18 protein-coding genes are annotated in these 18,612 nt (G+C 55.4%); 3 read left to right on the forward strand and 15 right to left on the reverse strand.

What is annotated here, in order from left to right; translation table 11 throughout:
• Positions 1-69: 69 nt before the first annotated feature.
• The 3 genes from abc-f to JMF85_RS18310 form a co-directional block, all read right to left on the reverse strand.
• A complete protein-coding gene (gene abc-f / locus JMF85_RS18300) occupies positions 70-1,683 on the reverse strand; it encodes a ribosomal protection-like ABC-F family protein (protein WP_054799417.1) in 1,614 nt (537 codons plus the stop codon).
• A 115-nt stretch (positions 1,684-1,798) separates the two neighbouring features.
• A complete protein-coding gene (locus JMF85_RS18305; protein ID WP_127605750.1) occupies positions 1,799-3,742 on the reverse strand; it encodes an ABC-F family ATP-binding cassette domain-containing protein in 1,944 nt (647 codons plus the stop codon).
• A gap of 45 nt (positions 3,743-3,787) precedes the next feature.
• A complete protein-coding gene (locus tag JMF85_RS18310; protein ID WP_397375997.1) occupies positions 3,788-4,834 on the reverse strand; it encodes a M42 family metallopeptidase in 1,047 nt (348 codons plus the stop codon).
• Between the two features lie 105 nt (positions 4,835-4,939).
• On the opposite strand from JMF85_RS18310, the gene JMF85_RS18315 reads away from it, so the two are divergent.
• Entirely contained in the window at positions 4,940-5,272 is a 333-nt protein-coding gene (locus JMF85_RS18315) for an ASCH domain-containing protein (RefSeq protein WP_127605747.1), read from the forward strand.
• Positions 5,273-5,416: 144 nt separating this feature from the next.
• On the forward strand, positions 5,417-5,848 hold the full coding sequence (locus JMF85_RS18320) for a DUF2269 family protein (RefSeq protein ID WP_141335829.1): 432 nt from the start codon (positions 5,417-5,419) through the stop codon (positions 5,846-5,848).
• Positions 5,849-5,856: 8 nt separating this feature from the next.
• On the opposite strand, the gene JMF85_RS18325 is transcribed toward JMF85_RS18320, so the two are convergent.
• Both JMF85_RS18325 and JMF85_RS18330 read right to left on the reverse strand, forming a co-directional pair.
• A complete protein-coding gene (locus tag JMF85_RS18325; protein ID WP_054796439.1) occupies positions 5,857-6,147 on the reverse strand; it encodes a Dabb family protein in 291 nt (96 codons plus the stop codon).
• Positions 6,148-6,307: 160 nt separating this feature from the next.
• On the reverse strand, positions 6,308-7,192 hold the full coding sequence (locus JMF85_RS18330; protein WP_141335830.1) for a PP2C family protein-serine/threonine phosphatase: 885 nt from the start codon (positions 7,190-7,192) through the stop codon (positions 6,308-6,310).
• A gap of 292 nt (positions 7,193-7,484) precedes the next feature.
• Here JMF85_RS18330 and JMF85_RS18335 point away from each other — a divergent pair, with 292 nt between their 5' ends.
• Positions 7,485-7,874 (forward strand): RidA family protein, encoded by a 390-nt coding sequence (locus JMF85_RS18335; RefSeq protein WP_141335831.1) that lies wholly within the window; start codon positions 7,485-7,487, stop codon positions 7,872-7,874.
• A gap of 13 nt (positions 7,875-7,887) precedes the next feature.
• Here JMF85_RS18335 and JMF85_RS18340 read toward each other — a convergent pair whose 3' ends face one another.
• Genes JMF85_RS18340 through JMF85_RS18385 form a run of 10 tightly spaced genes read right to left on the reverse strand, consistent with a single transcriptional unit; the run spans position 7,888 to position 18,505 of the window.
• On the reverse strand, positions 7,888-9,540 hold the full coding sequence (locus tag JMF85_RS18340; RefSeq protein ID WP_397375995.1) for a DUF6382 domain-containing protein: 1,653 nt from the start codon (positions 9,538-9,540) through the stop codon (positions 7,888-7,890).
• A 51-nt stretch (positions 9,541-9,591) separates the two neighbouring features.
• The gene (locus JMF85_RS18345) at positions 9,592-10,116 is read right to left on the reverse strand and encodes an A24 family peptidase (RefSeq protein ID WP_236595908.1); all 525 of its coding nucleotides are present in this window, start codon (positions 10,114-10,116) and stop codon (positions 9,592-9,594) included.
• A gap of 2 nt (positions 10,117-10,118) precedes the next feature.
• The gene (locus JMF85_RS18350; RefSeq protein WP_201318693.1) at positions 10,119-10,775 is read right to left on the reverse strand and encodes a TadE/TadG family type IV pilus assembly protein; all 657 of its coding nucleotides are present in this window, start codon (positions 10,773-10,775) and stop codon (positions 10,119-10,121) included.
• Between the two features lie 37 nt (positions 10,776-10,812).
• Positions 10,813-13,101: a hypothetical protein gene (locus tag JMF85_RS18355; RefSeq protein ID WP_236595909.1), complete on the reverse strand. Its 2,289-nt coding sequence runs from the start codon at positions 13,099-13,101 to the stop codon at positions 10,813-10,815.
• 23 nt (positions 13,102-13,124) lie between these two features.
• Entirely contained in the window at positions 13,125-14,159 is a 1,035-nt protein-coding gene (locus JMF85_RS18360) for a hypothetical protein (protein ID WP_236595910.1), read from the reverse strand.
• A gap of 6 nt (positions 14,160-14,165) precedes the next feature.
• Positions 14,166-14,399: a Flp1 family type IVb pilin gene (locus JMF85_RS18365; RefSeq protein WP_054796431.1), complete on the reverse strand. Its 234-nt coding sequence runs from the start codon at positions 14,397-14,399 to the stop codon at positions 14,166-14,168.
• Positions 14,400-14,428: 29 nt separating this feature from the next.
• Complete coding sequence (locus JMF85_RS18370) at positions 14,429-15,304, reverse strand: type II secretion system F family protein (protein ID WP_230875930.1); 876 nt, start codon at positions 15,302-15,304, stop codon at positions 14,429-14,431.
• 7 nt (positions 15,305-15,311) lie between these two features.
• Positions 15,312-16,139 carry a type II secretion system F family protein gene (locus JMF85_RS18375; protein ID WP_155613969.1) on the reverse strand — a complete coding sequence of 276 codons (828 nt, stop codon included), beginning with the start codon at positions 16,137-16,139 and terminating at the stop codon, positions 15,312-15,314.
• A gap of 24 nt (positions 16,140-16,163) precedes the next feature.
• Positions 16,164-17,396 carry a TadA family conjugal transfer-associated ATPase gene (locus JMF85_RS18380; protein ID WP_236595911.1) on the reverse strand — a complete coding sequence of 411 codons (1,233 nt, stop codon included), beginning with the start codon at positions 17,394-17,396 and terminating at the stop codon, positions 16,164-16,166.
• Entirely contained in the window at positions 17,393-18,505 is a 1,113-nt protein-coding gene (locus JMF85_RS18385; RefSeq protein ID WP_201318696.1) for a P-loop NTPase family protein, read from the reverse strand. The genes JMF85_RS18380 and JMF85_RS18385 overlap by 4 nt, the downstream gene beginning before the upstream one ends.
• Positions 18,506-18,612 lie beyond the last annotated feature (107 nt).

Here is an 18,612-nt window from a genome sequence, read left to right on the forward strand (position 1 = left end):
AAGGGCTGCCGCTCATCCTTTTCTTTTGTCGCGCGCGACGGAAGCAAACGCGCTGGCGTCAGACCAGTATTAAGCGTAGGCAAGCTCGCGTTGACGCTTAATATCGTCGTTCTCCAGAAACTCGTCGTACGTAATGACCTTGTCGATAATTCCGGCCGGCGTAATCTCGATGATGCGGTTGGCGATCGTTTGCACGAACTGATGGTCATGCGAAACGAACAGCATCGTGCCGTCGAAATCGATCAAGCCGTTGTTCAGCGCCGTGATGGATTCAAGATCCAAGTGGTTCGTCGGCTCGTCGAGCAGCAGTACGTTCGCGCCGCTCATCATCATTTTGGACAGCATGCAGCGCACTTTCTCGCCTCCGGACAGTACGCTCGCCTTCTTCAGCGCTTCTTCGCCGGAGAACAGCATCCGACCCAGGAACCCGCGGAGGTACGACTCGTCTTGATCCTTCGAATATTGACGCAGCCAATCGACCAAATTCATATCGGACTGGAAATAAGCCGAGTTGTCTTTAGGGAAATAGGCTTGCGTTGTCGTTACGCCCCAGCTGTACTCACCGGAATCGGCTTCGATTTCGCCCATCAGGATTTGGAACAGCGTCGTTTTGGCGATCCCGTTCGGGCCGACAAGGGCGATTTTATCCCCTTTGTTCACGGTGAAAGAGACATTGTTCAGCACAAGCTGGCCGTCGATCGTTTTGTTGATCCGGTCAACCTGCAGCAGTTGTTTGCCCGCTTCGCGTTCCGGCGTAAATTTAATGAACGGATATTTGCGCGTCGACGGCTTGATGTCCTCAAGCTGAAGCTTCTCGAGCGTTTTCTTCCGGGACGTCGCCTGCTTGGACTTGGACGCATTGGCGCTGAATCGGCGAATAAACTCCTCGAGCTCCTTGCGCTTCTCTTCGGTTTTCTTGTTTTGCTCCCGCACGAGCTTGAGCGCCAGTTGGCTGGACTCGTACCAGAAGTCGTAGTTGCCGACGTACAGCTGGATTTTGCTGAAGTCGATGTCTGCGATATGCGTACATACCTGGTTCAGGAAGTGACGGTCATGGGAGACTACGATGACGGTGCCTTCGTAGCGGGACAAGAAGTTCTCCAGCCAGCGGACCGATTCGATGTCCAAATGGTTCGTCGGCTCGTCGAGCAGCAGAATGTTCGGATTGCCGAACAACGCTTGCGCCAGCAGGACGCGCACCTTCTGGCTGCCGTCAAGTTCTTTCATTTTGATATCGTGCAAATCTTTCGGGATGCCAAGACCGATCAGCAGCTCCGCCGCATCGGACTCCGCCTGCCAGCCGTCCAGCTCTTGGAATTCGCCCTCAAGCTCCGCCGCTTTCATGCCGTCATCTTCGGAGAAATCGGGCTTTGCGTAAAGCGCATCCTTTTCCTCCATAATTTGAAACAGTCGGGCGTGGCCTTTAATGACCGTTTTCAACACGTCGATTTCGTCGTATTCAAAATGGTTCTGCTTCAATACGGCCATGCGCTCGCCCGGCGTAATACTCACTTCGCCCTTGTTCGGTTCCAGCTCGCCGGATAAAATTTTCAGGAACGTCGATTTGCCCGCTCCGTTCGCGCCGATCAACCCGTAACAGTTGCCCGGAGTAAATTTGATGTTGACGTCTTCGAATAACGCGCGTTTGCCGTATCTTAACGTGACGTTAGTTACCGTAATCATGAATCGATGACCTACTTTCCCATGGACTAAAACTAAACGATAAAACAAATAGCTTCCAAACGTATATTATAGCATAACTAGAGCTTGTTTCCCAAAAAGATTATACAGCGCGCCTTTATTTCTGTTGGGAGATGCTCTCGACCAGCTCCGACAGCTCCGACCAGCGCTCCATCGCCTGCTCCAGCTTCTCGGTAAGCTCCTGCTCCTCGCGGTAAAGCTCCTGCACTTTGCCGTAGTCGCTCCCGGCTCTCTCGATGCCCCGCTTCACTTCCGCGAGCTTTTCTTCCATATCGGCGATTTTGCCTTCGATTTCGTCCCACTCTTTCTGTTCTTTAAAAGAAAGCTTTCTCGGACGGTTCTGGTTCGCCTCCCGGCGGTCGCCTGCCGTCGATGCCTGGCCTTGCGCACTCTTCGGTGCATCCGCCTTCCCGGTACGAGCCGTATCGCTCTCCTGCTGCCGCTCCTGCTTCGTCTGCTCCAAATATTCGCTGTAGTTGCCGTAAAACTTGCGCACCTTCCCGTCCCCTTCGAAAACGAACAAATGGTCCGCCGTCCGGTCCAGGAAATAACGGTCATGGGAGACGGTGATGACGACACCCGGGAAGTCTTCCAAATACTCTTCGAGAATCGTCAACGTCTGAATGTCGAGATCGTTCGTCGGTTCGTCGAGCAGCAGCACGTTCGGTTCGCCCATCAGCGTCCGCAGCAAATACAGCCTTCTGCGCTCGCCGCCCGACAGCTTGCCGATCGGCGTCCACTGTTGAGCCGAGGTGAACAGGAACCGCTCCAGCATCTGTGAAGCGGTAATGGCTTCGCCGCTGGTCGTGCGGATCACTTCGGCCGCTTCCTTGATGTACTCGATCGCCCGCATCTTCTCGTCCATCTCGACGCTCTCCTGCGTATAGTAGGCAAGCTTAACCGTCGGTCCGACGGCGATTTCGCCGCTGTCCGGCTGAATCCGTCCCGCCAGCATGTTGAGGAACGTCGATTTGCCGGTGCCGTTCGGACCGATGATGCCGATGCGGTCTTCGGGCAGCACGATGTAGCTGAATGAGTCGACGATGCGGCGCGTGTCGTAAGCTTTTGAGACATTCTCAAGCTCCATAATCTTTTTCCCTAGACGGCTTGCGCCCAGCGACATATCGAGGCTCCCGGACGGACCGTCGACCTTGCGGTCGCGCAGCTCGACGACGCGGTCCACGCGCGCCTTCTGCTTCGTCGTCCGCGCTTTTGCGCCTCTTCGCAGCCAGGCCAGCTCGCGCCGCAGCAGGTTCTGCCGCTTGTCTTCCATGGAGGCTTCCCGTTCGAGGCGTTCCGCTTTTTTCTCCAGAAACGAAGCATAGTTCCCTTCGTAGCTGTACAGCTTGCCGCGATCCAGCTCGAACATGCGATTCGTCACCCGGTCCAAGAAGTACCGGTCGTGCGTAACAAGCAGCAGCGCGCCTTTCCACCCGGCGAGGAAACCCTCCAGCCATTCGACCGTCTCGTGGTCGATGTGGTTGGTCGGCTCGTCCAGAATCAGCAGGTCGGCAGGCTGGATGAGCACGCGCGCCATCGCGACGCGTTTGCGCTGGCCGCCGGACAGGGTGCCGACCTTCTGCGCGAAGTCGCGGATGCCGAGCTTGGAGAGCACCGTCTTTGCCGTCGTCTGCGCATCCCAGGCGCCGCTGGCGTCCATCCGGCTTTGCGCGGCGAACAGCTTCGCCTGCCGCTTCTCATCCTCCGGCGCGAGCTGGAGTTCGGCGAGCGCCCATTCGTACTCGCGGAGTGCCTTCATAATCGGCGTATCGCCGTGGAACACCTGTTCGAGCACCGTCGACTCCATGTCGAACTCGGGCTGCTGCGGCAAATATTCGACGTGAAAATGATTGGCGTGCGTCAGCTTGCCGCGTTCCGTCGTTTCAAGACCGGCCATCACCCGAAGCAGCGTCGATTTGCCCGTCCCGTTCACGCCGACGAGGCCGATCCGCTCCTTCTCATTGATTTGAAACGAAATGCCGTCGAACAGCACTTTTTCACCGTAGCTTTTATATAAATCTTCAACCGTCACGATATTCATGATCGCATCTTCCTCTCTTCAAGCGGCTGCTTACGGGCAAGGCTGTTACGCCTCGTACAAGGGCGCCGGGTCCGTCACGTAAGCGGCGAGCAGCGCCGCGGTATGAGCGATGCCTTGCCGGTGCGTCCGTTCCATCGCATGCGAAGCGTGTACGCCAGGACCGATCAGCGCGGCGCGAATGTTGCTGCCTCCGCGCAGGGCGGCCGAGGCGTCGGATCCGTACTGCGGGTAAATGTCGACCGCATAGGACAAGCCTTCGCGTTTAGCCAGCTGGATCAATTGCGACGTCATCGCGTAATCGTAAGGCCCCGACGAGTCTTTGGCGCAAATCGAGACGTCCAGCTCGGTGCTGCGCAGATCGTCACCCATTGCCCCCATATCGACGGCGAGCAATTCGGTAATGTCGGAGGGAATCCATGCGGCGCCGTGCCCGACTTCTTCATACGTGCTAATCAGCAGCTGAAGCGTGCAGGCCGGCTGAACGTTCTCCCTTTTCAGCCATTCCAGCAGTCCGAACAAGGCCGCGACGCCCGCTTTATCATCAAGGTGGCGGGACTTGATATACCCGTTCTGCAAAAATTGCGCGCGCGGATCGAACGAAATAAAGTCGCCTGTCCCGATCCCAAGCGCCTTCACATCCTGCTCCGATGCGACCGGCTCGTCGAGCCTCACTTCCATGACCGCCTCTTCGCGTTTCAGCTCGCGGGCGTCGGCGAACACGTGGACCGACGGCTTGTTGGTCATAATCGTCCCCGTGTAGGTTCGTCCGTCACGCGTGTGGACGAGGCAATACTCGTTCTCCACGGAGCCGAGCATGTAGCCGCCGATCAGCGTGAATCTCAAGGCTCCGTTCGATTTGATCGAACGCACCATAGCGCCCAGCGTATCGACGTGTGCGGATAAGCCGATCGTCCGGCCGGGCTCGCGCCCTTCTACCGTCAGGATGCCGTTGCCCTTGGGCGTCAGCTGCATCGTATAACCGAGCCCCGCGGCTTCCTGCTTCAACAGGCGCATGATATCCGCGCAAAAGCCGCTCGGACTGGGGGTTTCGAGCAGCGTTCGGAGCAGCTGCAGCATATATGACTCGTTCATGTTCAAGTTCACGTCACGCTCCTTTATTTGATTCGAATTTCGTTTTCGTGTAAGCTTTTGGATGGAATTGCATAACTGCAGACGAACCCTCAAGGAGGAAACAAAATGACAACCGAAGCATTGCCGCCGAAAACCTGTTCGATCGACCGGATGATTACGGTGGAAGCCGACATTGAGAAAGTATTGAGCGGCCAAAAAACAACTACCCGCCGCAACGGACGGTACGCCGACCCGGGTGAAATTATGGAGCTGCGCGGGCATCGATATGAGGTCACACGCGTCTACCAGCAATCGATCGGCGAATTGACCGACGAGAACGTGCAAACGGAAGGTTACCCGAGTGTAGAGGCCTATAAGACGTACATCATGTCTTTGCATGCCGGGATGCCGTGGATGCCGCAAATGAAAATGTGGGTTCACGAGTTTCGCGCCTTGTAAGAAAAGCTCCTGTTGAAATGAAAACAGTGCAGCGCGGCGCCGTTTGCCCGCTTGAGGACTTCCTCAAGCCGGCGACCGGCCGATCTCGCTACACTTGTTCTTGTTTGTTCACCCATCCCCCTGCTTGGAGGTAGTTTGCCGCTCATGTACGCTTGGCTCGTTTATATTCACGTGATCAGCGCGATGGTATCCATCGGTCCGTTCTTCGTCCTCTTGCCGATGCTTCGCAAGCTGCAAAGCGCCGAAGGCGCCGTCCTGCATACTTATCTGGATTCATTTCAATTCGTCGTGCGACTTTCCAAACATACCGGTCATGTGCTGGTCTTCTCCGGCTTGCTGCTCATGTGGCTCAGCGGGCTGCCATGGACGACCCCGTGGATATTCGGCACGTTCGTCGTGCTATTCGCTTCACTCTTCTTTATGGCTCGCGCCTTCTCACCGACACTCCGCAAGCTGCGTCAGCCGGATCACGAGCGTGAGGTTCTCGTCCGCAAATTAAGCCGGGCCCTTTATTTGTATATGTTCGTCTTGTTCGTTATGCTCGGTTTGATGGTCATGAAGCCCGCCTTGTGGTAGGGCTTTTCTTAACTCTCGAAATCGACGCACACGCTCGTTCCGTCAACCGCCTGCTTGAGGTACGCTTTCACTTCGACATGCAGCGGGTGGTTATCGTACACACTCAAATCGTCCTTGGAATCGAACTTCGTGATCAGCACGATGTCGTAAGAGCGGTCCGAACGAAGGACGTCAATCCCTACTTCGATCGAACGCAGCACCTCGATTTTGCCTTCCATATTTTTCAGCACCCCAGCCGTCGCTTGGACGGCTTCCGGGCTGCGGTCCTTCAATTTGAACATAACTACGTGTGTCAGCATCTCACGTTCTCCTTTTGTTGCTACGCATTATATGTATCATTCTGCTTATTTACCGGCTTGCACAGCCGACCATTCATCGAAGTTCCAAACCTTGATGGACAACTCATTATATCATTACCTGTAAGGAGGAAGCTAGATCGATTCGCTTCCAAGCTGTCGTTTACGGAAGAAAATAGGATGACAGCCGCAAACGACGCAGCCGGTGCAAGAAAAGCTTTAACCCGATCAAGATCGGGTTGTCGCCCGCATGCCGGTCCATCGCCTTCAACACGAGAATACTGATATTGTCCGCAGCCCGGTGCTCCAGCGTCCGGGAAAGCAGCTCGTCGCAGATCGCCTGCGCGCCCTCCCCGCGGTCCCGGGCTGCCGTCAGCATGACGCGAATTTCCGTTTCCGGGAACGATCCGTGAAATCCGTCGCTGGACAGCAAGAACAGCGTCCCCGGCGTGTAAAGCCCGCTTTGCACCTCGACGCGCGGATTGCCGTTCATTCCGAGAAACGAGAGCAGAACGTTCCGCTTCGGGTGTTTACGTGCCGTCTCATTCGACATCAGCCCCCGCCGCACTTGTCCGTTTACCCAAGTATGATCGCGGGTGAGCCGCTTCAAGTCTTGGCCCGGACTAAATTTGTACACGCGGCAGTCGCCGATATGAACGATCAAATAAACGGCGCCGATCAAAAGAAGCAGCGTAAGCGTCGTTCCTTGACGCTCCCCCTGCTTATGACTTTGTTCCACGATTTGGCCGTGAATCGTTTGGAATTGCCGGACGGCTTCACGCTCGAACGCGCTCCACCGGTCCTTGCGATCGAGCAGCTTCGACAGCCGCTCCTCCAGCCATGTGCGAAGTCCCTCCATCGCGGCGTCCCCGGCCGCCCCGCCGGCCCCAAGCCCGCCCATACCGTCGGCAAGCGCCGCCACGGCATAAGGCGTTCCGCCAGCGGTCAGTCCAATGCGTATCAAAGAGCGGTCGTCGTTCGTCGCACGGTGCCAACCGCTATGGGTGGCGGCGCCATAGTGCCAGTGTACGGCAATCGTTTTTTTCACGGCTCAAGTCTCCAATTTATAGGTGATTTCGGTCGTTATGATGTTTACTATATCATCTTAGCCGAGCGGATGCACCTGAAAATGGGGTAAAAGTTCGCCGGTCACCCTTGCAACATGGCAAATTCCACAATTTTTGAGTCCATTTGACGACTTCATCTGACACTTAACTGTTTCATATAAAGGAACATCGCAATTGAAAAAAGTGAAGTTTAGCTTTTTACTTGAAGTATCGTTACATCACGCCGGATGAATACTCCCGGTGATTGTTAATTGAAAAGGAGATAAATTGTGCATGAGTAAAATCCGACGCATTCAGAAAAACTCCCGGAAAACGGGCGTGCTTTATAGCGACGCCGTGATCTTCGGTAACATGATGATCGTATCCGGGATGCTGCCTACCGATCATCTTGGTCGCCTTGTCGGCTTGGGGAATGCCGAAATCCAGGCCGAGCAAGTGTTTCAAAACATCAAGTCGGTTTTAGACGAAGCGGAAGTCCTTTTCTCCGATGTCGTCAAACTGACTATCTTTTTGACAGACATCCAACGCCGTTCTGAAATCGCCTCTGTCCGCGAGCGTTATTTCGGCAATGACAAGCCTGCCAGCACTCTGGTTGAAGTGAGCAGACTCTCTCACCCCGACGCACTGATTGAGATTGAAGCCATGGTTTATTTGGGCGATTGAGCTGCGATGATCTTCAAATTTTATAGATGATTTCGGTCGATATAATTTTTACGATATCGCCTTCACGAAGAGGATGCGTCTGATAAGGAACCAACAACTCGCCGTTCAGCCATGTTCCGTTGCGCGATCCAAGATCTTTAACCGCGTATCCGTCCGGCTCTTTCACAAACTCGGCGTGCAGCCGGGATACGCCTGCCTCCTCGATCACCCAGTCGGCCTCCGCCCCTTGGCGTCCGATCACGAAGCTGGGCTTGCTCAGATCGATTCGCTCCAGGCTCCCCCCGCTCCCGCTTCGCGATACTTCCAAATACGGCATTTTCACATGAATGCCTGCTTGCGGCGGGCCAAGCAGGACGGTGGCATCCGATGGAAGCAGCAGCGTCGTTCGACCGCTTAATTCCGAATGGACGGAAGAATGCTGCCACAGGGATGGACCTGCCGCAACGTGACCAGCCTCGTTCCTTGCGGACGACGACTGGAGCGCATAATCTCCGGCTTCATTCTTATTCCATGCGGACGACCGGATCGGGTTATCGCCAGCTTTATCCCATGCTTGCGCCCGGACCGCATAACCGTCCGGTTCGGCAAGCGTCGATCGATCGTCCACCGGCGTATACAATTCTTCCACCAGTCCGGCACGGCTCAAAAATGCGTGCCTGGCTGCCTCCTCCTCTGCTTTCGGCGCCAATACGCCAGCGCTGCCTAGTTCGATGGAGCCGGGTCGTTCATACCCGCGTTCCCGTCCCATTCTCCGATAACCCCATAGTAAAGCAGCTCCCAAGAAAACCGTACTTCCCGCGCTCAAGTAAAGCTTCTGCTCGTTCGGATTTTCCGCATACAGCTTCCAAACGAAGCAAAGCACGAGCACAGCTCCCAGCAGGAGAAACAGCCGCTTCTTAAGCGGTTCAAAGGGTTGCTTTTCCGATTTATCGGGTACCGGTATCACAGCCTCGTCCCCCCAGGGCGTCTCCTTGAACAGGGGAGGTGCAGGCGGAACCAAGTCAGGGCGAACAGCAGACGAGGCTCCCGCCTCCATCATTTCCTGAATGACGGCGGATGGACCTGCTGCCGCTGCCGAACCCGGCGAACGCTCCAGCTGCCGCAGCAGTAACCGCTTCAGCTCCGGAAGGTTGAACGTTTCTTCCTGCAAGTAACGCATCACCTCCTGAAAGCCGTTACCCTGCAGTTCTACGACCCGATGGATCCAGCGGGAGGCCAAATGCTGCAAATCTGTGGAAACCGACGCCTTCCCGTCCAAATGTTCTTTAGGCACATAAGTCAAATACAGATCATCAAGCCCGAACCCGTAAAAAATAAAATCCTCTTTAAGCAAGTAACGTCCAGGCTGCAGCATATACACGCTGCTGTCGTCGAGCACTTCAACGATTTGCAGCAGCAGCCCGTAGTATTGCTTCAAAGAAAGCGGCTCGATTCTAAGCCCCTGCGTTAACATACGTTTGCCTGTAATATTGTAAAACAAAGTCAGCCTGGCGTCCTTTGCTTCCACTTGCAGCTCAAGCAGCTTCGGTATCCGATTCGCTGACACCATCCGCAATTGAAACTCGGACAGTTCTTCCTGCTTCAGACCCTCAGGGGCCGTTAATGTCATAAAGTGACCCTGTTGTTTCTTGTAATCGACCTGAAGCCCGTAGATCGATTGTGTCAAGTTCATCCCCCCTTTATTCCGATCCGATCTTCATCTTTTCCTGTGCCTGGCTCAAAACAATCCGTCCCCCCCATAAATAAACGAGTAAACCGTCCCGGGCAGCACCGCCCACATGAAAGGAAAGCGAAGCTTGCCGTCCTCACGGTGACTGCTCGTGAATCCCGATAAGTCGCGTAAAATCCAGAGCTGAAATACGATCGCAAACGTCTCTTTTAACCGAACCATGCGATCATGCCGGCAAATAAAGACGATCAAGGCAATCAAACCGGCGAAAAATAATGAGGCGACCATCGCATACAGTGTAAAAACAGCGCCCGTCATGGCCCCTAACGCACCAAACAGCTTGACATCTCCGGCCCCTACGCCGCCCAGCGCATATAGCAGCAGCATCGGTATAAATCCGCATGCCAGCCCCGCCGCCGAGAAAGCAAGCCCGTACCCGCCTTGAGCCATTCCATGCCCGAGCAAACCGGCGCCAATCCCCGCTGCCGTTAACCAATTCGGTATGATTTGTTTACGAATATCCGTTGCAAAAGCAAGCGCAAGCATCATTCCAACCATCCACCAAGCCCACATGTTCATCCTCCGATCCAGGCGCGTTCCGTCGCTTTTTTGCGCAGCACAACCGTTTTTTTGAAAAACGGCAGCAAAAATGTATAGCTGTACTGCGCTTCAACCGTGACGTATGCCGATGTCCCCGCGTTGAAATCCGGCAGCTGTAAATCCGTCACTTTCAGCTTTTCCGGTTGTAAGATGCCGGTTTCCGCAAACGAGGCGATTATCGGCGTCGCCGCTTCCGCCGCATGACGGCGAATGCTCGTTTTCAGCTCCTGCGTCGACTCGCCGCCCTTCGCCTCCAGCTGTTCCCGATACGATTTCTCCCAAGCCATCAGGCGCACAATCGGCTCCGGGATGAAGCGGCTGTAATTATCGGTGAACGATTCCGCGTCCACTACCTGCTGCCTTGCGGCGTTAGCCTGCGTCACCACCTGATCGAGCCAAACGCCGGGCGCACTCGAGGCCCATTGCTGCTTCGCCTCGTTGTACAACAGCTCGACCGGATACATATTCGAGGCGATTACTTTTGCCGTTTCGGAAACCGTGGATTGAAGCGCCATTTCGCATAGAGACAGACGGATAAACGATACGAGCAGCAGAAGCAGCGAGAAGAACAGCGGCAGCACCAACGCCGCTTCCAAGACAATTCCGCCCTCACGATCTTTCACCCACCGCATGCTGTTTACCTCCAATCGGACCCCGAAATAACTTGCCCTAGTAGCGCAAATCGGCCGTCTTGGACAAGCTGCATCTCGCTTTATCCGCCCCGCATGCGGCAAAGCCGTTATTTCCCAATAGACGCGTCACACCGCGCATAAACCAGAACGAAAACGCAGTCGAAGCGCTGCCGGACAAGTAGGTCGCGGTTTGGGTTAAATCGACACCCGTATTTACATACACCAGAGCCTGAATACGGGACAAGAGCGCCGCTTCCTTACTGTGCAGCAGCAAAAAGATGCGCAAATAATCTTTATAGCTTAAAGCGATCGCCGAACTAAGCTTTTTAGAAACCGGTACCGAATCCCCTTGAATCAAAAGCGCCATATCCTGCTGCGCTTGTACGGCCCCTTCGGCAACAGCCGCAAGCAGCACCAGCAGCGGCGAACCGGCTGCCAGCGAGTTGGCGTCCGGGGCAAGCAGCGCCTCCGCAACGCCAATCGCAAGACGAAACGCAAACATCTCCGCATAAGCAAGCGAATAATTGCCTGCGCAAGAAGCGGCGCCATAGATCATATACTCCACCTCCTGGTTGGCAAGCGGATGCTGCTCCGGCATCGAAAGCTCTTTGGATGTACGGATGCGGCCGTACGAATCTTTCTCCATTCCGAGCGTCCGGTAGCTGAACTTGCTGACGGCGTAATCATCGATATAATACTCGTCCCGAACCGTCGAGAGGACGTTCTCGAGTCCGGATGCCAGTTTAAGCGCGCTCAAACCCGCCTGATCCGGATTATCTAAAGGAGCCGTCGGGACGGAGGCAAGGTTATCCTGCTGACGATTCATCTCCATGAACGTCTGGAAATAGCCTTTTACCCCCGGCGTTGCCGGATTTCCCTGAAGCGAGTGATACAACGATTCGTAAGGGTCGACGCCGGAGACGAGACTGCAAGCGCCGATGCCGCGTCTCACTTGATCCAATACGGCTTGCGTTTTCGCCCGCTGCTCCCGCTTCGCGTCTTGAATGTTCTTCTGGCTTTGACTTCTGCGATTCATCTCCGGGGACATGCGTGTCCACGCGGTATCGAGCGTTTGCTTCGAGCCTTCGACCGCAGCGATCGTGTTCGCATATTTTTGCTGCGTAAACCAAATACCGTCGTTCATTTGCGCATGAAAGCCGGAAAATTGAGCGACGGCTCCGCCCGCATCGGCCTCCCATTGATCCAGCTCCTGTTTGCCGATCACTTGCACCCGGGCGAACACGTCGTCCGCTTTTGCCGTTGTGGAAGAGCCCCCTCCCCCGTTCTTGATTTGCTCCATTTCGGCGTTCAACGCATCGTTCGCTAGTACCGTTTGTTTGAACGCTTGCTGGAACCGGATGAGTTTCGTATGGAGCTCGTCTTGATCCAGCGCGGTTTTCCCTTGAAGGACCAGCAGCAGTTCGCCGTAACGCACGAAATTGGCTATCAACTCCTCGTATTGGGTTACCGTTTGCATCGCAATCTGATACTGGCTGGCGAGCTCGGCGCGGGATTGGGCGAGCTGCGCGATCGCTTGAACGGCGCCCGCGCCCGCCTGCGCCAAGGAATTGATTGAACCGTCAATGCTGCGGATCTGGTTCTGTAAGGCAGTCGCCTGAGCCTTGGCCTGCTGAAGCGCCAAGCGCGTATCTTCAAGCGTATGAACACCGATACGCGCGCTCAATTCGTTCAAATCGCGCAGCTGCGTTTGATAGAACGGCGTGATGTCCGCCGATTTTTGCTTGATCGCGGCGAACTCCTGCCATGCCTCGTTCATCTTCTTGTCGCGCTCCCCGATCAGAGCCTCCACTTTAGAGGCGCGTTCACCGAACCGGGAGGCGTCTCCCATCGCGGCCGCAACACCGTTTTTCTGAAATTTGTCCGCAATTTCCAGCGCAAAGTTAAGCGGTGCGCGATACTTCATTTCCTCTAAGATTTGCTGCCTCATCGTTTGATGATTGGATAACGGATATATTGGAGTCACTTTGGCCGTTCCCGGCACTAGCTCCTGACGCATCCATACGAATCGGTCGGCTCCCGCAGAATCCGACAAATTGTCGGACACCGTCTTGGCGAATTCGCCGTTCGCATCGACGGTTCCCGTTTCTATGGCGTACAAGCCGTAAGCCTGCAAATTTTTGGAATACGCGGACATGACGGAGCGGACACCGGCTTTCACGGCCAGCTCCGCCTCCTGGTCCGCCGTTTTCCAGCGTAAAACGTCAATCAACAAACCTAAGAACAAAAGCAGCGGCAGTAAAATCATCATGAGATACATAGAAACGCCGCCCTTTTCGCTTCGCCACCATCGCTTGAAGCGGAACAATCGTTCACCTCCCGCCGTTCTCCTCATTCATGGAACACAACGACGATGCCGCTGCGCTCCAGCTCTTTCCTCAAGCCTTGCGACAGCTTGATCTTATCCTGATTCGAGGTTTTGAAAAAATGCCAGACGACGCCCTTTACTTGCACACCTTTCTTTAACAGCTCGAGATCTTTGGGCATTTGGACCTCGCGTAAATTTTTTTCATTGAACGTGTAGTAGGCTTGATGCGCGACGCCGGATGCGTCAAGCGCGTCGATCGTCCGTTTGGATTCGGGAGTCGCTTGAACGATCGTCTCCGTCCCGTTCACCAACAGCCGCACATACTCCGCCGCTTGCGCATGGCTCGTAACCGGCACCGGCTGCTTGACGTCGGAGGCGGGCTGCACCATGGCCGCCAATGCTTGTTTCGGCTTGATGCGCCCTTGAATTTCCGAGATGAATGTCCGCGTAAGGTCCGTCAAGCGGATCGTTTCGACCGGCTCGACGACATATGACGCAGCGAACGCTTCGATCTCGGTGGACTTGAACCAGCGGCTCGCCGTTGCCGGCACCTCGATGTTCCTCTCCAAAGCCGCCCGTACGACCCTGAACAAACCGTAGTGCTGAAACGACAACGAGCCTCGTACGGAAACATCCAGCAAGCCAGCCGTTCGGGCCAATTTTCCGGCCGGCCCTTCCGCTGTATCGCGTTCTCCTGCAGACTGCGGTAAAGCTACGCGAACCGGGCTCATCGGGTTCGCCACATTAAACCATTGCGACAGGCCGTCGTCAGCCAACCGCCAATAAAGCCCGTCCCCGGCTTCAGGCCGGACCGCTCCTGTAACCATGTCCTTCCGGCTGTTGTCCCAGACATAGGCCGTTCGTTCCGCCAACCGGCCCGCGTTGAAATATAAGCCGGACTCGCGGTACATCATCACCGCAAGCCACAAGAGCGAGAACGTCAACAGCACGATAATCGGCAGCGTCCATGCAGCCTCCAGCGTAAATTGTCCTTCCTTCGCGGAGGCCAGACGCCTCAGCCGAGCCGCCAGGCCCTTACGGAATAGCAGACGCTCCATGAGCGGTTACGGGGTCGTTTGCGGCTGGCCCAATTGATTCCCTGTCCCGCGCAAATTGCTCGTTTCCGTATTAATTTCGGAATCCGCGCTGTTGAACAATTGCTGCATCCACTTCATGATCCACTTGCGAAAAGCTATCGCTATAATCAGCAGTACCGCGACGATGAGCAAAATCTCCAGCGTCCCGAGCCCGTCCTCCTCCTTCCAAAACCGATTCCATGCCTCTCTAAATGCGAACATTCCCCATTCCTCCCGCTTCGTAAAGATGATTAGGCCGTCATTAACAAGGCTGGAACGGCCACGATAACCATGACGATAAAAAAGATAAGCACCATCGGAAATACAAGCTTGGACGACGCTTCTTCGCCAAGCGTCTTGGCAAGCGCCTTCCGCTTATCCCACAGCGTCATGGACAGTTCGCGCAGCGAAACGAGCATCTCCTCGCCGCCGCGTCTGTAGTTCAAAAGCAGCGTTGTTGTAAACAAAGTCGTTTCCTGGAGAGAACACCGTTTGCTGAAATCCTCCATGCATTTTGTAAAAGAACCATTCATTTTCAACGCTCGCGCCGCCTCGGAAAGCTCCATGCGCAGCGGATCGGCCGATGCCCCGGTTTTGTCGGCGATCCGGATCAATGCCTGCTGCACCGTCTCTCCCGCTCCGACGAGCAGCATCAGCTGATTCAACACCTCCGGCAGCTCGATCAGCATCGAACGCCGCTTGCGGATCAGGGCTCCCTGCTCTCTCTTGTACAGCGCCAGCGGTGTTCCCACACCTAACAACAGCCCGTAAACGAGCATTTCGGCGTTATCATCGAGCAGCGACCCGAGCAGCGTAAAGAGAAGCACCCAGCCCCATCCGATCAGCACCGATCCCGCGACAAACCACCGCGTATGCGTTAAGGCAGACTTGGCGCCATGCAAGCCGATCATCACTTGATGAACATGATGGAGCGGTTCGCTCAGCCTTTCCGCAAGCTGCAGCCTGTCGATCACGCACAGGGCGGCAGCCGCTGCCCAATACAGCGGGTCTTTCGGCAGCAGCCGGCGGAACTCCAGTAACCAGGAAGCGTACGACCGGTGAGACGACACCGCCAGCATAGTGGCCGCCGTGACTTGCAGCAGCAGCAAAACCAGCATCCACGACATACGCCGCTCACACCTTTATGTCCATAATGGTTTGAATCCACAGTCGGCAAATCCACAGCAGCAGTAAGGAGCCTGTCATAATCAAATGCCCCGTTCCTTCGTAAAGCGGCAGCATATAATCGGGAGCGCTCCACGCCATCACGGCGACAAAAACGACAGGGGCGACGGCCAGCACTTTTGACTCGAACTTTTTTTGCGCCAGCAGCACCTGCAAATCCTGATCAATATCGAGCTTCTCTTGAATGAGCAGTGTCGTTCTGCGCACGACCTGCACCAGGTTGCCTCCTGTCCGCTTGCAAATGACAAATATATCGGCGAATTGGGAAATTTCCTCCACGTGCGCACGCCGGGCGAAACCGATAAATGCCGATTCGATGCTCTCTCCGTTGTCCATGCGCCGGACCATCATTTCCAGCTCCCTGATAATCAGGGCCGAGGCATCGGGATACAACAGTCTCAAATCGTTCAATGACTCGCGGATGGCGCTCTCCACCGATCTCCCGGCGCTTAGCGATGAGGAGATGGCGGACAACAGCTGCTTGAATTGAATTTTTAACTGCGCTTTGCGTTTCAACAACAGCTGCTTCCGGCGAATGGCCGGGAAGGCGAACCCGGCACAAGCGAACGCCAGCACCGCAAACGGATGTCTATAAAAAATCCATGCCACACCGCCCGACAATCCGGCTCCCAGCAGTACCGTCCCCATCCACTCGCGGCTCGACAAACGGATCTCGTTATAATCCGCAACTGCATGATTGCTTTCTTCGCCGAACTGCCCCCGTTTGATAAATTCCAGCTTACGGCGGAACGAAATCGCCTTCTTCATCGAATCCATATCACGCCTCCTTCCGCAGCTTTGCTACAGCAAGCCGCTCATGTGCAGCTTGGCCAGTTGCCGCTGCTCATTGCCGGTCGGCACCAGGCCGCCGATAATCGGACCTTCCCTTTGATCGCCCTGCTCTTCAAACCGGTACAACGGATTCAATACCACCTCCCCCTGCACGATTCCGGCTACCTCGCTAATCTCGGTTACTCTTCTTGAACGATCCCGGAGCCGCTGTAAATGGACCATCACATCAATCGCGGATGCCATCTGTTTGCGAACGACATCGAGCGGCAATTGCGCCCCGCTCAAAACCATCGTTTCCAAACGGCTTAGCATATCCGTCGTCGAATTGGCATGACCTGTGCTCAAACTTCCGTCATGCCCGGTGTTCATTGCCTGCAGCATATCGAGCGCCTCGGCGCCGCGAACCTCTCCGACGATGATCCGGTTCGGACGCATCCGCAGCGAAGCGCGAATCAGCTCGCGGATGGAGATTTCTCCCTTGCCCTCGGTGTTGGCGTTGCGTGTCTCCAACCGTACGACATTCGGTATGCCGCGGATCTGCAGTTCTGCCGAATCCTCGATCGTAACGACCCTCTCGTCCGGCGGAATATGCTGGGCCAGGGCGTTCAGGAACGTCGTCTTGCCCGAACCCGTGCCGCCGCTGATGAACACATTGTATTTGGCTTTGACCAAACGGATCAGCCATTGCGCCGCCTCCTCGGATATCGCTTGCATGGCGATCAAATCGCGCATGCTTAACGGATGAGCGGGAAATTTTCGAATCGTCATCGTCGGTCCGTCCAGTGCGATTGGCGGAAGCACGACATGTACACGCGAGCCGTCTGTCAATCGCGCATCCACAACCGGACTGGATTCGTTGACGATGCGGTTCACTTTGCCGACGATCGCCTGAATCGTATCCTCCAGCTTCTCCCGGCTTTCGAAAGCCAGATCTGTCTGTATCATTTGCCCGTGCTTCTCGATAAAAATCCGTTCATGAGAGTTGATCATAATTTCCGTAATTTCCTTGTCTTCGACCAGGGACTGGATCACGTCGAGCCCGCGGAACGAATCGAAGATGTCCCGCACCAGCTTATGCTTGCGTCCGGCCGAAATAAAGTTTTCCATCGACCGGGTGAAAACTTCCGCTTCTATTAACTCGAGCAGCTGCTCGTCTGAAAGCGAGGACCCGTAGTCGATCCGATCTTGAATGGTCAGCTTCAGCTGCTGCTTCAGGTCGATCCAGCTCTGTTCCGCCGTCAAGGCGAACCGCCCCCTCGAACAAGCGCCGCAGCCTCGTCGGCAAATCCTCTCAACAGCATGCGATCCGCTTGCGCGACATGTTTCCATTCCGGCACATACGGTAACCGGGCGCTGACCTTAAACGAGTACGATGCCATATCATTGGCCTGGGTGCCGGTAAACCGGTTAAGGACGAACCGGACTTTAGCCTGCAACTCCTCTGCTTCCTGCTGATGACGCAGGCGGCGGCTTTCGAACCAATCCTTCGACTTTTGCAGTTGAATGACGTCATCCGTCAACGGCCAGAGCACGAGACCGGACACTTTGAGCAGCTCCGTCGTCAACGGCCCGTCCGAGGAATCGGCATCCACGATGATCCGATCGTAGATCCCGGCTTTCACGATGCCTTCGAACAGCCTCCTGATGTCGCAAGCCTCGATGTCGTCCCATTCCGCCGGGTGCGTAAGGGGCGGAATGAAATCGTATTTCCATGTCGGGTGCGTTCGCTTTAACTGCTCAAGCTTGGCCGGGATTTGCTCAGGCCGCGTTTTGGCATAGTACAGCAGCCGGGAGAAAGTCTCGCTCGTTTCGCTCTCCATCGGCTCGGTTTCGTACCAGCCCCGCGACGGCAGACGCTCCAAGGAAAGACATAACGTGCGCTCCCCATGTTCGGCGAGCTGCGCGGCCAGATGGACCGCGGTTACCGTCTTGCCGCTTCCTCCGACCGCCGAATAAACGGTAATAACGCCGGAACGTTTGCTGCCCCGAAGCGGTTCCAGATAGCTGTACTCGTTATAATGAGAAGCAACCGACGACAGGAGGCGGTTCAACGGCTGGTACTTGAACAGAACCGGATACTCCAGCACCCCGCCGGTACGCTTCGTCTCACTGACGATAACAGTGCAACCCGTCTTCAACGCGAACAGCGCTTCATGCAGCGGCAGCCATGCTTCGTGCACCAGCACAATTTGCGGTTGTCGCGTTTCCTCGACGAATCGAAACCCTTCTGCCCGAGACGTAAACCAATGAAAGCTGAACCGCTCGGCAAACTCCGAAGAACGGATATAAGCGGAAAGCATCCCGCCGAAATAGGTGTCGGCATCCAGCAGCACGAGCTGCATTTTGGCCATTAGGCCGTCCCCTCCTTTCTTGCAGCACAAAAAACACCGTTGTCGGGGTAATATCCCTGACAACGGTGCTTCCGCTGCTTCTTTTATTGAATTAATTCGTATTATAT

The sequence above is a fragment of the Paenibacillus sp. EPM92 genome (assembly GCF_016586185.1).
GTDB classification, from domain to species: Bacteria; Bacillota; Bacilli; order Paenibacillales; family NBRC-103111; genus Paenibacillus_G; species Paenibacillus_G validus.

Coding starts and splice junctions, on each gene's coding strand:
- JMF85_RS18375 (WP_155613969.1), bottom strand. CDS start 16,139: ATGGATTCGATGAAGAAGGCGATTTCGTTCCGCCGTAAGCTGGAATTT.
- JMF85_RS18335 (WP_141335831.1), top strand. CDS start 7,485: ATGAGTAAAATCCGACGCATTCAGAAAAACTCCCGGAAAACGGGCGTG.
- JMF85_RS18305 (WP_127605750.1), bottom strand. CDS start 3,742: ATGAATATCGTGACGGTTGAAGATTTATATAAAAGCTACGGTGAAAAA.
- JMF85_RS18360 (WP_236595910.1), bottom strand. CDS start 14,159: ATGGAGCGTCTGCTATTCCGTAAGGGCCTGGCGGCTCGGCTGAGGCGT.
- JMF85_RS18350 (WP_201318693.1), bottom strand. CDS start 10,775: ATGCGGTGGGTGAAAGATCGTGAGGGCGGAATTGTCTTGGAAGCGGCG.
- JMF85_RS18385 (WP_201318696.1), bottom strand. CDS start 18,505: ATGGCCAAAATGCAGCTCGTGCTGCTGGATGCCGACACCTATTTCGGC.
- abc-f (WP_054799417.1), bottom strand. CDS start 1,683: ATGATTACGGTAACTAACGTCACGTTAAGATACGGCAAACGCGCGTTA.
- JMF85_RS18310 (WP_397375997.1), bottom strand. CDS start 4,834: ATGAACGAGTCATATATGCTGCAGCTGCTCCGAACGCTGCTCGAAACC.
- JMF85_RS18325 (WP_054796439.1), bottom strand. CDS start 6,147: ATGCTGACACACGTAGTTATGTTCAAATTGAAGGACCGCAGCCCGGAA.
- JMF85_RS18370 (WP_230875930.1), bottom strand. CDS start 15,304: ATGTCGTGGATGCTGGTTTTGCTGCTGCTGCAAGTCACGGCGGCCACT.
- JMF85_RS18320 (WP_141335829.1), top strand. CDS start 5,417: ATGTACGCTTGGCTCGTTTATATTCACGTGATCAGCGCGATGGTATCC.
- JMF85_RS18365 (WP_054796431.1), bottom strand. CDS start 14,399: ATGTTCGCATTTAGAGAGGCATGGAATCGGTTTTGGAAGGAGGAGGAC.
- JMF85_RS18345 (WP_236595908.1), bottom strand. CDS start 10,116: ATGTGGGCTTGGTGGATGGTTGGAATGATGCTTGCGCTTGCTTTTGCA.
- JMF85_RS18315 (WP_127605747.1), top strand. CDS start 4,940: ATGACAACCGAAGCATTGCCGCCGAAAACCTGTTCGATCGACCGGATG.